Genomic DNA, 14651 nt, shown 5'->3' on the forward strand with positions numbered 1-14651 from the left:
TGCCTAAGGATAATCCGATTGGTAACCACATATTCGCACACACAGTCACATGCTACGCCCAGCAATGTACTCGCAAACTCTAAATCGCGCCACTTTGTCGCCATCGATATGGGGTCGAACAGTTTTCATCTGGTCATTGCCCGCGAGCAAGATGGCAGTTTGCAGATTTTACATAAAGAAAAACAACAGGTTCAGCTCGCCACTGGGCTCAATGCGCAAAATATTCTCGACAATGACGCCATAGAACGTGGTCTCAATTGTTTGCGGGATTTTAACCAACGATTTTCCAATCTCGACCAAGCTCAAGTACGATTAGTCGCCACCCACACTCTGAGAATTGCCAAAAACCGCGATCAGTTTATCGAGGCTGCACTCGCCATCATGCCCTATCCGGTGGAGGTCATTTCGGGCCATGAAGAAGCGCGTTTGATTTATAACGGTATTGCACAAAGCCAAGTGCTAGGGAAAAGTAATTTAGTCATCGATATCGGTGGTGGTTCTACCGAAGTGGTGATCGGCCAGAAAAATACCCCAACTCAGTTATCTAGCCTGCGCTGCGGTTGTGTGAGTTTTAATGAGCGTTTCTTTATTGATGGGCTCATCACCCCTGCCTCATTTCGCGATGCCCAAAGTGCCGCCGATAAGCAGTTCGCGTCGCTCTCAAAGGAATATTTCGCGGGCGGCTGGGAACTCACCTTGGGTAGCTCAGGCACAGTGAAAGCCATCTGCGAAGCAATTCAAGAAGAGCACGGCGATGAAACCATCACGCTGCCACGACTCAAACAGCTCAAAATCAAGTTGATCAAATGTGGCCATATTAGCCAAATCCAATTTGCCAACGTCGATGATAAACGCATTCCCTTAGTGCCTGCCGGACTTGCCATTTTGATCAGCTTTTTTAGGCGCTTACCAATTCAAAAACTTGAGTTTAGCCCAGGCGCACTGCGTGAAGGCGTACTCTATGAACTGGCAAAGATTGGTCAATATCAGGATATTCGCCACCGCACCGTCGACAGTATTGCCCAGCTTTATCATATCGATATGGCCCACGCCGCTAAGGTACGCGACACTGCGATGGCCTTGTTTGAACAGGTCGCCGACGAATGGCAATTAAGGCCCCATGCGCGCTTGCTCGCCTATAGCGCGACTTTACATGAAATCGGATTACACATTAATTCAAAATCCCTGCACAAACACGGCGGTTACATTATCAGTAACAGTGACTTACCTGGGTTTAGCGAAGCCTTGCAGCTGGATTTAGCACGACTTATCACCAATCACAGAAAAAAGCCTAACGAATTAATGCTGGCTGAGCTCGATCCCAACCATAAGCTCACACTCAATCGCCTGCTCTGCCTGCTTAGGCTTGCTGTCTTGCTCAATCTTGGCCGTATCGCTAAGACGCTGACCTTAGATCATATTAAAGTGATCCCCGATGGACTCATGCTAGTACTACCGAGCCATAAGCGGAAAATCAGCTTGTTTATGAAAGATTTACAGCGAGAACAAAAACAAATGCTCACCCTTGGAATGAACCTGCGTTTAGTGTCTAGTCTGACTTAGCGGTTACGGCGTTAGCTCAGCCTAACGTGGCCGAGGCGAGTGTGGGTTAGCTCTGTGTGAATGCGTTTAGCGAGGATTCGGCACTGTTCGGCGCTAAAATATTGCCCTTAATCGAGGGCCATTATCTCGCCTAAAACAAGGTTAAGTTAGCTGTCAATCTGGCTAGGTAACCGGATTTCAACAGCATAGCGGTAGACTTAATCTATGCGCCACAACAGATTAAAGTTTAAAGGATTTTTAACCCTTCACTAAAGCACAAATTCCTGCTCGCGCGTTTGCCGCTGAGTGGGAATTTCTGCTATCATCCACGGCTGACTAATCATAATTCCACGAATTTAAAGATAATCAGAGTCAAACCCTTTTTATCTCGCGATATCAGCCCCATCGCCTGCAGGTACAAGTATGATTAACCACTTTAGTGTGCTTGGTATAAAACCCAGTGCCAAAGAAGACGACATTAAAAAAGCCTATCGACGGCTGTCAAACAAATATCATCCCGACAAGTTGTTAGGCGCCTCGGAAGAGGAAAAGCAGCAAGCCGCCGTACAACTTGAACGCGTTAAAAATGCTTATGATGTGTTGTCCGATCCTAAGCGACGAAATGCGTTTATCAAAGATTTCAATAACGTCATAGTGACCGATCCCGCGAGCGCCATGCGCGAGCTGTGGGATCAATTTTATCCTTGAGCGTTTTCTAGAGTAAGTGCCAAATGGTCAAAAAACTGAATATCTCACGCATTAATGAGCTAAAAAATAATGCCTACGACAATATCGAGTCCTACGACGATCCCGATACACCTAAAGCGCTAGAGCAATTTACTAGCCAAATCAAAAAGGTGTTAGAAGCCGATCCTAAGATGCTCGATACTGTGCCTGAGTACCTGCCTGTCGCGCTTTACGGTCGAATTAAGTTTCCCGCCGAAGCCAAACTCAAGTGGGCACATTGGATAAACACGGCAACTCAACCCGAGTGGGATGAGTTTAAAGTCACGATTGGCTTTAACAATGCTGATTTACCTTTAGTGTTAGCCGTGCGTGGTTACTCGGAAACCTTACTGATTGAAAGCTGCGCCGTGCTGTATTTACTTGAAACTCAAGGTAAAGCAACGCCAGCAGCAAAACATCACGACGATGAAGATGATGACAACGATTATGTTGGCACCTCAGATAACGACGATGATGATGAAGGCGAAGAGGAAGATGGCTACTACGATCACTACGATGATGAGGACCGCTAATGAACACTAGTCTCATTGAGATTACCGTCGCCGAAATTAAAGAGTTGGCGGACGTAGAGCCAAAACAAGCGAGCAAACGCTTTGAAATCATTGCAAATACCATGAGCGACGAGCAATTAGTCGAAGTTATCGAACACATGGATATCGTCACGCTGACGCAAATCAACAGTCACCATGATATCTCTTGCCCTTCGATCATGTCTGAACTCATGACCCCGGAACAAATTCGCGACATCGTCTGTCAGCAACCTTTGTACTGGGAAGAAAAAATCAAAAACAATGCCGAAGAACTTATTCAGCATACCTTTGATTTTTTGACCTATTTAATTCGCATTCAAGATAGCGAAGAAAAGCAAACTGCGATTCTAGAATGTATCGCCGAAGATCCTGCGGGCCTCTTCTACCTGTCGATCCCTTTCATCGAAATGATGTTAGGCGAAAAGCATGAAGATGAAGACGGCTACACAGATCTCTATGATGACGAAGAAGACACTGAAACCATCGGCTACGACAGCCGCGTTGCCAGTGAAGATGCACACAGCCTCAGCATAGACGACCCACGCAGCCTAATGGCCTTGATCCACGAGCTCGCGCCCGATGTTGAAAAAGCCATTAAGAGTCTGCTGCGTAACGAAAGCTCAGGTTGGGAAATGATCATCAGCAAGTTTGTCAACGAGCTGGTTATTCAAGCCAAAGAGAAAAACCAAGTGACGGATGAATACGCTGAAGTCGATAATATGTTTAGCTTTTTGGATTAAGGAATTATTTGATGCAACTGGTACTGCGTGATGTAGATCAAGGACCCTACCTGAGCAAGGTATTGATCCAAGGCCAAGCAGACGAAACGCTGAGCGGTGAACAGCTGTCACAAATCAAATCCAAAGCCATTTTGATGAGCCTCAAACTGGCCGATAAGTTTTACAACAAGTACAAAATGCACCTGCTCGAACAAGCAGCGCACGATGTCATTGGTGTGGTGAGTCTTGGTTTGATGGAGTTATCAAACCAGAATTCGCAGCAGGCAATACGCCTGTTGATCACCGCCGATGGCGTAGTCAAATGCTTTCAAAAAGGCTGGAGCATGCTCAGCACTGTCAGCAAGCACAAACTCGTCAACGGCAAGTCACTGTACGGCGATGTCGACAAGTTCTTGCTTGAACAAGTGTCTAGCCCGCCAGATGCAGAAGAATGGTTAGGCTATGAAGCCTATCAAGATGCCCTGCTTGAGCATCAACGCCAACAGTCAATTGCAGCCCTATTGGAACAGTTTTACGCGCAATCGAGCTATGATCCGCTAGATTTTCTCAATCTAGAGAGTGTATTAGCCGAAGCGGTACTGTATCGATTGTTGTTTGATGGCGCCAAAGTCAGACAGGATTTGAAAAAGCGTATCGGCAAAATCACCTTAAAAGAGGAATGGTTTACCCGTGAGCATATCGAATTGGAAACCCAGAAAGCGTTAGCAGAATTACCCGCAGAACTCGCTGAAACCATCAGTAAAGATCTCGGTAAAAACTTTGTCCCCGCCCTACTGCGTACCCTGCACTTTGCGAAAAGCTACCGCGAACTCTTACTCAGCGACGCTTCACCCGAGCGCTTAGAAAGATTCGAACATAAAGAAGGTCTCGTCGGCCTCCTCGGCTGGCCACTCTACATAGTACTTTGATCGGTACTTTAATCAGTAATGTGTTCAGTAGGTTAACGAGTACTTGAGTCGCTTAAAAATGAGTGCTTTATTGAAAAATAAAGCACTTTTTTAATGTCTTTTGTCTCTATGCTCAATCCCAACAATCAGTATTGACGTCTCAGTTTTGAGTGGTTTTAGCTTGAAAATAAGTAACTTACAGAGATAAAACTCTTCAGTTAGATAAATTCTGGAGATTCATCCCTCCTCAGATAACCCCAAATCCGAAACATACCATTTTCTATCGAATAAGGAATTGAATATTGGGCTAATTGTGCGCTTACAACATCAGAAAAGTCCGTCACTCGATCCGCCACTAATCTGCCTAGCCATTCTCTTTTGAATGGATCAACTTCTAACCACTCAATGGTTTCTGCTATTTCAAGTAACTCGTGCCACCACACGGCAGTAAAACCTGCATTAGGGTTTTCATCATAAATCAATTTGTATCGCACATAGGGCATAAAGTCTTCAGATCCATTTAATGCCTTTTCAAGCTCGCACCACTTTGTTTTATTCATTACAGACGAAAGCTGATGCTCGTTCACATACTTCAAAACTTCAGAATTCATTTTTTAGTGTCCCAAGCGACTCAGTGAAAAACTAAATGATATAGCTTTAATAGATATATATTGCCAATAAAAACTAATTAATATGACAGATAAAATGATGGGTAATAAATTAGGCCAGCCATTTTAAACCGTGGAGCGCTTATTGGTTTGACCTACTCATATTGGCTTGCCATCGTATTGCTCGTCGACAGGGTGAATAGAAGCCTAGGGATTCTAAGTTTATGAACGAGGGCCATGGAGAGCGAACGGTCGTATCGCAAATCACCACGGCTCACCTTTCGAGCATTCGCGTAACCTGTAGGTTTAAAAGGCATACGTAACATACTTTTGGACAAAACCTTGTTAGATAATTCACTCTGCTTAGTCAGATTCGGATTAGCTATTCTATTAGTAACGTCTCTGTTGACTGTAAATTAATCAACTCTCGATATTACTAGTCGGAATAGGCATAGCAGGGACATGAGATTTGATTAATCTCAAGGGAAAAAAGCGCCCCAGAATAGCTGCAAACGGGGCATTGGGGATAGCGTGAATCAGTCTGATGTAGAGTGATTCACGGGCACGATTTTTAGTTAAACAACCATGAGGGAATCTATGGCTAATGCTCGACTCACCGAGCAGATTTAGTTGGTCGCTCTTTAGACGTGTTTTTTGCACTAAAGCTGACAACTACTATGCTTTTGAATTTATCAATCAACAAATATAGATTCTTCTGAAGAATCAGCATCAGGTAACATTTGGGCAAGGACTTTATCTACCCTTTTACCGTCCATATCCATAATTTCGAGTCGCCAACCTGCAACTTCAACAATATCTGTGGTTTGAGGTATTTTCCCTAATTCATACATTAAAAATCCATTTAGCGTTTGATAACGCCCATCCTCTTCATTTGGCAATTGCTTTATACCTAAAGCGTCTTTTAGGTCAAAAATAGGGATTAGACCATCTAGTAATAATGAGCCATCTTCCCTTTTTATCACCATCTGATCATTCACATCTTCCTGTAAAAACTCACCAGTCAGTGCATCCATCATATCTTGAAGCGTTACCAGCCCTTTCAAATCACCATATTCATCAACAACAAACACCATCTGCGAGCCTGTAGTACGAAAATGCTCAAGTAACTCCATTCCAGATAAGCTGTTGGGTACAAAGTTACAATTCTTAACGAGATCCACCAGTTCTAAACGTTCACCCGCGATAGACTGTGAAAGGAGTTGTTTAGCTGAAATAATACCCACCATATCATCAACATTGTTACGACAAACAGGAAATCGTGAGTGAGGAGACTGCATAACAGTTCGCAGATTTACATCAAGAGGCAGGTTTAAGTCGAGAAATACAATATCAGACCGTGGCACCATCAATGAAGAAATAGTACGTTCATCTAATCGAAAAACGTTTTTAACCATCGCATGTTCATTGTGCTCAATCACCCCAGCAGATGAGCCTTCCTGCAACATTGCCTGAATATCTTCCTGAGTCACATTGTCGTCAAGTCTATGCGAAAATCCCATTAGACGCATAAGAGCATGAGTTGAACCGGATAACATCCATACAAATGGTTTGGTTGCTATTGCTAGAAATACCATTGGTTTAGCCATTAGACAGGCAATACTTTCCGCACTGACTTGACCAATTCGCTTGGGAACTAACTCACCAATGACAATTGACACATAAGTGACAATGATAACTACTAGAACGGTTGAAAAGATGTTGGTTAAATCTGGACTTAGACCAAAAGTCTGAAGCCAAAGTGACAAAGGTTCGGCGAGGATGGATTCACCAAATATTCCGTTTAAGATCCCTATTGATGTTATGCCTATTTGCACAGTTGACAAGAATTGCGTTGGATCTTCTGCCAGTTTGAGCGCTGCTTTAGCAGTGCTGCTACCGCCATGAGCAAGGGCTGTTAGCCGTGACTTGCGAGCAGTCACAATGGCGATTTCCGACATAGCAAATAAGCCATTTAACACAATCAAACCAATAAGAATAAAAATTTCCATAGTCGTGGCTCTGGGTTCCGCTTTAAGTTGAACAAGAAAAAATGAATAGACAATTGATACTGAAACTCAATGAGCTCAGCTAAATATCGAAAGATAGCTTAGATACAACTCATGAAATAATCTTCTTAAAAAACAAAAGAATATAACGAAATGACCTTTCCCAGAACGGGCTTGGGGTATGATTTGAAATTCTCAGAACAAACCATCTACTACCTGCTATCAACTTTTTGATTAGCCGTGTATTTGATTGTGTAGAAAGTTGTCTTAACTCATTGAAATAAATGGAAAGACAATGTTTATTGATAATGGCTGCAACAACTGAAGTTACAGCGTATCGTCGGTGAGGGTCCATAATCCTACATAAAAAAGTGATAGTAATTCGCATATTAAACGAAAAGAGGGAGTTGTAAAGTATTAGTAATTAACATAATTAGTACGGATACTTAAGCTCTAATATTAAAAAATTATAGCTTAAGTGTATGAGTAGCGAAGACTACTTAGGTCATCAGTTGTACGGAATACTTACGTTTTTACCTTAATTAAGCACACTAAGATTAACAAAAATTTAAGAAAAACACCTAAATTTTAATGAAGCTCTAGTTGATTAGAATAAAACCAAAAGGCATAGTGCGCACATAGATTTTAACCGTTATCGCATTAAAGTGAATTTTTGCAAAGTGTCCTTATCCTATCTCCAATAACAGTGGCACTGAGTGAATGATCCATTTTGTGAGAGTGTAAAAATGCTATACATAAAAATTTTGGGCAATGGATGCACAAAATGCACAAGTACAGCAGCGTTAATCACTACTATAGCGACTAATCGTGGCATCAGTATTAACTTGATTATGGAGTCAAATCCAGAAGTGATGATGGACTATAGAGTGGTGAGCTCACCAGCGGTTGTTATTAACGAAAGATTAATGCATTGGGGCTCTACTCCCCAACCATACATGGTTGAATCATGGCTAAACATTTTGCGCTGAATTGCTGCACTATTACTGCTCAATAAATCAACAGGTTACTTTCTTGTTTTATCGTCACCTCAGATCCCAATTAACGTTCTATACATATAGAAAAAAAGAAAAATCACACGTTATTTGTTGATTTGTTGATTTGTTGATTTGTTGCCTTATTTTTCCAGAATAGCTGTAAGCACAACAATACTCATTAACAAAGGCCGGTCAATATCCAAACTTGATACGACGAGTCTACTGGTTTCAATTAAGAATGGAGCAGAAGTGCTTTAACCCAAAGCTAACGCCGAATACTAGATTTTGCTCCCGAGAATCACTTCAAAGTCTGATCAACTGTAACGGTTTATGCAATCCCTGATGGTCAGGCCTTACTTTTTGGTAGTCATTACTTTATGTATCTCAAATTATCAGACAAAAAATGGCTGAACTTCAAGCTGTGGTAAACTTTGGGGCATTAGCTTTTCAGCTAATCGAACAACGATAGGGTTAATGAGGATTGTCATTGTTGCACCTGTAACCTTCTAAAACAGGGATATTTTATTAGAGCCCTCAGGGATACTTCTTGTTAAATACAGAGGCGGCGAGTCACTGGGGAAACAATGACAATTGATGCGTCACAACTGACGACAACTTTACCTTGCTTTTAGGCAAAAACAAAAGCCCGCGGCTGCGGGCTTGGCGTCACTTTAAATATCAGCGGAATAAAAGGACTGGCTTAACGGTAAGTCAGCGTTGTGGTATCCGTTAACTTGTCGTTATCTTTAACGGTCAGTTCAACAGTGTGTTGTCCACGGCGGGCAAGGCGCAGTACCACTTGACCGTTAGCGCGAGTACCATTGTCGAACGTCCACTTATGTTGCTTGATCACACCATCGGTATCATAGCTAGTCGAGATAAACATATCGACGAACAGTAAATTGATACGCTGAATTTGCGCAACGGGTGGTTGTTTCACGTTATCAGCAACCACTGTCACCATTTGCGACGTGCTATGGGTTAGGCCGTCGTTATCAGTCACAGTTAGCGTGACCAGATACTCACCGCTTTGGCTGTAACTGTGAGTCACTACCTCACCCACTGCGGCAGTGTTATCACCAAAGCTCCACTCGGCTGACACGATTTGTCCGTCGCTGTCGGTTGAAGTGGATGTCAGTTGCACCGCAGCGCCATTCACCACTTGAGTGAAACTGGCCACTGGCGCGACTTTTTCCACTTCGAGCAAGAGTGAAATCACCACAGGATCGTGATCCGATGAGCGATAAGCATCACTTGCGAATAAGTCTTGGATTTGAGCAGGCGTCTTAAACTCTTCGTTGTAATCCAATACACGTGGTTCGTCGGTATTGATATGCCACTGCGTCACATCCACCACTTTATCCAGCAGGGCAGCGTTTGCTAAAGCATGGTCCAACTGACCCGATTCAGCCGAGAACACATAGGAATAAGGATTTGGCTTTTCAAGTTTGGCAAACAGCTCACTAAAGCCTGCATTACCTAAAGCCGTTAATGGATCTTCCTTCGCATAGGCGTTCAAATCACCAATCAGCAGCACGCCTTGATCTGGATATTGCTCGCTAATCCATTGACCTGCAGCCGTCGCCGCACGGGTACGAGTGATATTACAGTTGCCTTGACCGTCGTTAAGATCAGGTTCGCCCGCACATTCACTGCCCTTAGATTTAAGGTGATTAACCGCAACAACCACGCCTTCTTCACTGCCGTTCACGCTAAAGGCTTGCGTCAGCATTGGACGGTTTTTGCTATCGTCAAACAGGGGCTGTTGATCGCTATCTAATGGCGAATTCGCACCGGATAAAATACGCGCAGCACCCTGCGGCGTGACTTTATCACTGCGATAAATCAAGCCGACTGTGATGGCATCGGTACCAATCGCATTCATGCCTGTTGGCGCGATATAAGCGTAACGCGCTTCACCCACAGCAGCATTCAAACCTGCGACTAAATCAGCAATGGCTGAATTGGCGCCAAAGCCATCGTTCTCGATTTCCATCAAACCGAATACGTCGGCACTAATGCCCACCATGGCGCTGACAATCTTCGCCTTTTGACGCTCAAACTCGCTTAAGGTATTGGCACCACGCGCGGTTGGGAAACCTGCACCTTGGCCATCACCATTGAAGTAGTTAAGCACGTTAAAGCTAGCGACTTTTAGATTACCCCCCTCAACCAATGTGGGCGCAACTGGGCGTGGGTTTTCCGCCACAAAGTTCACCGTTTCGATTGGCATAATGCGATACAGATTAAAGCCATAGTGCATTACACCCGTAAGCGATGTGGCTTTATCGCCTACACGCACTGTGTTTGATGCGCTCAAACCAGGAGCGGGGAATTGCACAGGATCAGGATTCTGCGCCGTTAAACCGTCATCCAATAAAATACTGTCACGTTGGTTGGCAGCACTCACCGCTAGCGCATCCGCGCCTGGTGCAGCCACCTGCGTACCAATAAAGTGGCGCTGACTGCCTAATGAAATCTCGCCATAACGACCGAGGTTATAGACTTCATTCACCACTAAATCTTGGCTAAAACGAACACGCATGCCCTCAAAGGGCTCAAAATCATCACTGCTGTTAACAGGTAAGGCCACTAGCGCGGCCTTTGGTAACGTTTGTCCTGTAGCACACAACTTGTGTTCTGATAAAGTCGTTAGTTCAGTTAAGCCTTGATATTCAGTGACTTTAGCTTTTAAACGAATACGATCGCCCGCCACATAAGCTGTGGGCGCAGTGCCGGTATATACAAACACACCTTCCGAGGTTTGGGGATCGCTATCGGCTTCGTTATCGGCCATTTGTACAAAAATGCCCTTAAGACCTGCTTCTTGATTACTGACGACAACCGCCTCAACCACTAAAGTTTGACCATTGAGAGGGCTAGCAGCGCCCGCGCCTTGAAGCGCATGAATTGCTGTGGCCTCTTCGCCGCACACTAAAGAGCTTGGTGGAGGATCGACTGGATCGGTTGGCGTACCCGCACTGAACTTACCAAGATCAGAAACATCGTCCTTCGCAAAACCTAGCCAAGTGCTAAAGCTTACTGCATCGGTACTGATAGGATCGGCAATCAGCAGATCAGGATTACGGCGCAGGGTATTATCTTGAGTGGAGAGATCACCACTGCCCCACTCGGCACCGGGATCAACACCGACTTGGCCTAAACTATCAATGACTTGATTTTGATAGGTCAGTTCAATCGCATCGTCGCCGTTAAAGAAGCTGGCGGTACTTTGTTGATTTGTAACCGCAAGGATATCGGCAGAAGAGTCATTATCGGCAACCACATAAGTCGCCCCCGCCGCTAATGAGCCAGTGAGCGCAATGGTCGTGCCGACGTTTGTGCTGCCATTAAAATAGAAGCGCAATTGGTATTGGCTTAAATCAATAACGCCCGCGGTTGGGTTATACAGTTCGATAGCTTTATTATTGCTGCTGCCTTCGACATATTCAGAAATGATCAAATTATCCGCGCCATGGGCAAGCCCACAAACGCTGCTGATGGCTAACGCCAGCACAGTTTTAGTGTTAAACATTGAGACCCCTAAATGTATTGTTTTAATATTTGGTATTTAATTGATGCGCTTAGATGCTTCAAGGTGATGTCACCTCGAAGACTGACGATACTATAGGCGGCCAAGGTTACAAATTGGTTGCATCAAAGTTGCAACTTAAGGTGGATATTATTCGTGCGATTTAGCGATCAGAACTAGGAAGAAAGCAGTACGGGAGATGTTGGCCGCACTACACAGTGCGGCCAGAGATAAATCGAGGTTAATCAAGTAAGCAGAACCAATGGATGACAATTCTGACACAGGGTTATAAGGGCTGAAGCTTTTCATCGAGTAAACTGACGAGCAGCAACTCACCTTGCAAATTCACTCTAAACTCACCGTATTTAGCTGCACTAAAATGATCGGCTTGTCCTTCTTCAAAGAAAAAACTGTTCGATGCGAGCTTAATTTGATTACCACGGACACGAAACTGCACTCGTAATTGATCTTTACCGAGTGCTTGGTCGGTATAAAAGTCTACAAAACGCGCCACTTTTTGCCCATCAACAGCCAGTAATAACTGGCCCTGCATTTGTTGCGGCGCTAAGGCGCTACGCACATCGCGCGCAATGGCATATTCAAGCGCCATGTAATCACCCTGCATTAATGAGCGCGGATCGACCGGTGCTAATGCAAAACGCACCACTTGGCCGTGATTAAGCAGTTGTTCGAATTTGAAAATGCGCCAATTCACGCCAGCGAGAATCGCAACAGTCGTGAACAGTACTATGCCCAGCGCCCATTTATGTGGGGCCGACAGTTTTCCCTTCACATTGCCCATCACATTTCCCATCACATAGTCTCCTTGGCATTTTCATCGGCAGGAAATAACCGCCACATCACTAACCTTGCCACCAACAGCAAGGCGCCTAAGCCCATCAAATAACCAGATTTAAGTAACAGAGTCGTCTCTAGGGAATAATAATACCCGCTGACAAATAACAGCGCCGACACCATTCCCATACCTTTCAACCAAGACTCGTTGCAATAATGACCAAGCAAGATCAATAGAATAGCCGTTGATAAACCCTGCATAGGTAAGGATAAACCGCTAACGATGACTAAACCGATAACACACCCTAGCGCCGCTGGTGAGCTTAGTGATTGCTGGCGCTCGCGCAAGATTGTCACCAATAAAAATCCGCAAATAGCGAAAATAATCAACAGATGAGTCAGTGTCAGCCACAGGCTTTGCTGCCAAGGGCTAAATAAGGCTTCAAAAATACTGTCCATACTAAAAGCGTGCATCAACTGCAACGAAAGCAACGCGAGTGCAAAACCATAGATGAGCATCCGAGCCCTGCGATAATGACACCCGAACTGATTGATATTTAATAACACTAGACTAATGACTACGGCAAAAAGGCTTGGGCTAAAATTGAGCAGTTCAAATTTTGCCATCAGGCCAATCACGCACCAACTTAAGCAAAAAGCGAATACAAACTGGGCTAGCCCGTGGGCAATCAAGCCCCACAGTACCAATGTAATACCCGCCATACAGAGATACCATGTGAGGCTAAAATCATTGTTAATTAAATCAAATAATCCCCATGCCACACTGATCAAACCACTCAAACAGGCGGCAAAAGCAAATTGTTCAATAAAAATCTGTTGCCGCGGTAAAAAATACAGCCCAATCCCCAAGGCTAAATAGGTTAAGCCGATAAATAAAATGACATCTTCTTCAACATGCTCAAAAATGGCACCAAACACTGCCATCATGAAGCTCAATAAAAACAACGCCGCTATCCAAGCAGCAAACGCCTGCATAGTGGCAATATACCAAGGGATATCATGGTCTTCTGGCATTTGAGCTGCACTAACATTGCCTTCGGCATACAAAGCTTGCCAGAGTTTGATTAGACTTAACTCACTCGAAGCGTCGATTGACGTAACACTATCAGTGCAGGGTCGAGTGATCATTTCGCTATCCTGTAAACCATTATTGTTGCTCATGAACATCTCCCACGCCCACGCTCCCTTGGGTGGCGATTCCTACAAACTGTGGTTTAAGTTTCCGGCTTAGCTCCCTCAACCAAATACTCAAACCTGTGCTTGCCAAAATGATATAAAGCCCAATAAACAAAAATCCACCTATGGGGTCATTATCCTCAAACATCAGCTTTATCAGTAACGCGGCGCCTACGGCAATCAGGCTAAAACCGCCCAAGGCCAAGGGATATATGCGTGGTAATCTATAACGAAAAATAACGAATCCGAATATCAGATGGGCAAAATAACCACAGAAGATCCCAGTGCTGAAGCTATCGCGTTCAAGGAAATCGTCGAAAATAAGCCAAGTGATTAACCAAGTAAAACAACCCATAGCAAACAATGAACAGGCATATTCAAGGATTGGCGCATGCCAGCGCCCCGCGACTTTGTGGTCTAAAAGTACAAAAGCATAATAGATAACTAAATTCAAACAGATAAAGATCAGCAATTGTCCTTGAGCGCCCCAAAATAATCCCCAGAAATGGGAAAAGGAATCCAGAAATATCCCTATGCTAAGGTTTAGCAGTCCCACCAGCAACAGCCACAAACCATCAAATCCCGCCACCCAAGCAAAGGGTAAGATAACGAATGCCCATAGCGCGAATAACTGCCAAGGATCGGCGCCCGTTTGATAGGTTTGCCCAACTAACGCTAATAAGCCACCAACTAACACACTTGCGGCCAGTAGCACGCCATTGGCGCTCGTCGCACCAAAAGTGCTGTCTTTACGATAAGAACTAACAGGGGAATAAATGTTGGCACGATAATAGAGCCAAGCAAATGCGCTGATAGCGAGTATTATCGCCACTTCAATCAGTCCAAATTTGGCAAATCGCCCCAAAGATTGCCAATTATAGGCAAAGAAAAAAATCACCCCACAGGCAAAACTTAACGCACCGAACCAGAGTAATAAATGAGCGATTAAGCGACGCCAACTCGACCCATCAGGCAAGACTGTCACCTGTCGATAAAGCTTATTCGCCTGCTCTTGCGTGATATGTCCCTGTTCAACCCAACCACACACTTGAGATTTTATCTTGCTCAATGT

General features: G+C 44.3%; 12 protein-coding genes. 6 read left to right on the forward strand and 6 right to left on the reverse strand.

All coding sequences use genetic code 11. The features are described 5' to 3' along the window. Nucleotides 1-18: 18 nt before the first annotated feature. The 5 genes from ppx (at nucleotide 19) to atcC (ending at nucleotide 4467) form a co-directional block, all read left to right on the forward strand. The gene (ppx, locus tag L5L91_RS00565; protein WP_028760274.1) at nucleotides 19-1563 is read left to right on the forward strand and encodes an exopolyphosphatase; all 1545 of its coding nucleotides are present in this window, start codon (nucleotides 19-21) and stop codon (nucleotides 1561-1563) included. A 402-nt stretch (nucleotides 1564-1965) separates the two neighbouring features. Then, nucleotides 1966-2250 carry a J domain-containing protein gene (locus tag L5L91_RS00570; RefSeq protein ID WP_006081330.1) on the forward strand — a complete coding sequence of 95 codons (285 nt, stop codon included), beginning with the start codon at nucleotides 1966-1968 and terminating at the stop codon, nucleotides 2248-2250. A gap of 23 nt (nucleotides 2251-2273) precedes the next feature. Continuing rightward, nucleotides 2274-2801, forward strand: a complete 528-nt coding sequence (gene atcA, locus L5L91_RS00575) for a cold adaptation protein AtcA (RefSeq protein ID WP_115015148.1) — start codon at nucleotides 2274-2276, stop codon at nucleotides 2799-2801. Further along, nucleotides 2801-3559 (forward strand): cold adaptation protein AtcB, encoded by a 759-nt coding sequence (atcB, locus tag L5L91_RS00580; protein ID WP_263235394.1) that lies wholly within the window; start codon nucleotides 2801-2803, stop codon nucleotides 3557-3559. Before atcA ends, atcB begins: the two co-directional genes overlap by 1 nt. Before the next feature lie 11 nt (nucleotides 3560-3570). Continuing rightward, a complete protein-coding gene (gene atcC, locus L5L91_RS00585) occupies nucleotides 3571-4467 on the forward strand; it encodes a cold adaptation protein AtcC (protein ID WP_263235396.1) in 897 nt (298 codons plus the stop codon). 197 nt (nucleotides 4468-4664) lie between these two features. Here the strand turns inward: atcC and L5L91_RS00590 are convergent, their stop codons facing one another. Further along, nucleotides 4665-5057, reverse strand: a complete 393-nt coding sequence (locus L5L91_RS00590; protein ID WP_263235398.1) for a DUF6678 family protein — start codon at nucleotides 5055-5057, stop codon at nucleotides 4665-4667. Between the two features lie 689 nt (nucleotides 5058-5746). After that, nucleotides 5747-7063 carry a hemolysin family protein gene (locus L5L91_RS00595; protein WP_263163089.1) on the reverse strand — a complete coding sequence of 439 codons (1317 nt, stop codon included), beginning with the start codon at nucleotides 7061-7063 and terminating at the stop codon, nucleotides 5747-5749. A 743-nt stretch (nucleotides 7064-7806) separates the two neighbouring features. Between L5L91_RS00595 and L5L91_RS00600 the strand changes: the two genes are divergently transcribed. Continuing rightward, entirely contained in the window at nucleotides 7807-8049 is a 243-nt protein-coding gene (locus L5L91_RS00600) for a thioredoxin family protein (protein WP_028760280.1), read from the forward strand. A 706-nt stretch (nucleotides 8050-8755) separates the two neighbouring features. Here L5L91_RS00600 and L5L91_RS00605 read toward each other — a convergent pair. The 4 genes from L5L91_RS00605 to L5L91_RS00620 all read right to left on the reverse strand — a co-directional run bounded on the left by L5L91_RS00605 (nucleotide 8756) and on the right by L5L91_RS00620 (nucleotide 14648). Next, on the reverse strand, nucleotides 8756-11590 hold the full coding sequence (locus L5L91_RS00605; protein WP_263163091.1) for an ExeM/NucH family extracellular endonuclease: 2835 nt from the start codon (nucleotides 11588-11590) through the stop codon (nucleotides 8756-8758). A gap of 283 nt (nucleotides 11591-11873) precedes the next feature. Beyond that, on the reverse strand, nucleotides 11874-12389 hold the full coding sequence (locus tag L5L91_RS00610) for a GDYXXLXY domain-containing protein (RefSeq protein WP_173496570.1): 516 nt from the start codon (nucleotides 12387-12389) through the stop codon (nucleotides 11874-11876). A gap of 11 nt (nucleotides 12390-12400) precedes the next feature. Next, complete coding sequence (locus L5L91_RS00615; protein WP_263235400.1) at nucleotides 12401-13564, reverse strand: DUF4401 domain-containing protein; 1164 nt, start codon at nucleotides 13562-13564, stop codon at nucleotides 12401-12403. Next, entirely contained in the window at nucleotides 13551-14648 is a 1098-nt protein-coding gene (locus L5L91_RS00620) for a DUF2157 domain-containing protein (protein WP_263235402.1), read from the reverse strand. The genes L5L91_RS00615 and L5L91_RS00620 overlap by 14 nt, the downstream gene beginning before the upstream one ends. Nucleotides 14649-14651 lie beyond the last annotated feature (3 nt).

It is taken from the genome of Shewanella sp. SM55 (assembly GCF_025654025.1).
GTDB classification, from domain to species: Bacteria; Pseudomonadota; Gammaproteobacteria; order Enterobacterales; family Shewanellaceae; genus Shewanella; species Shewanella oncorhynchi.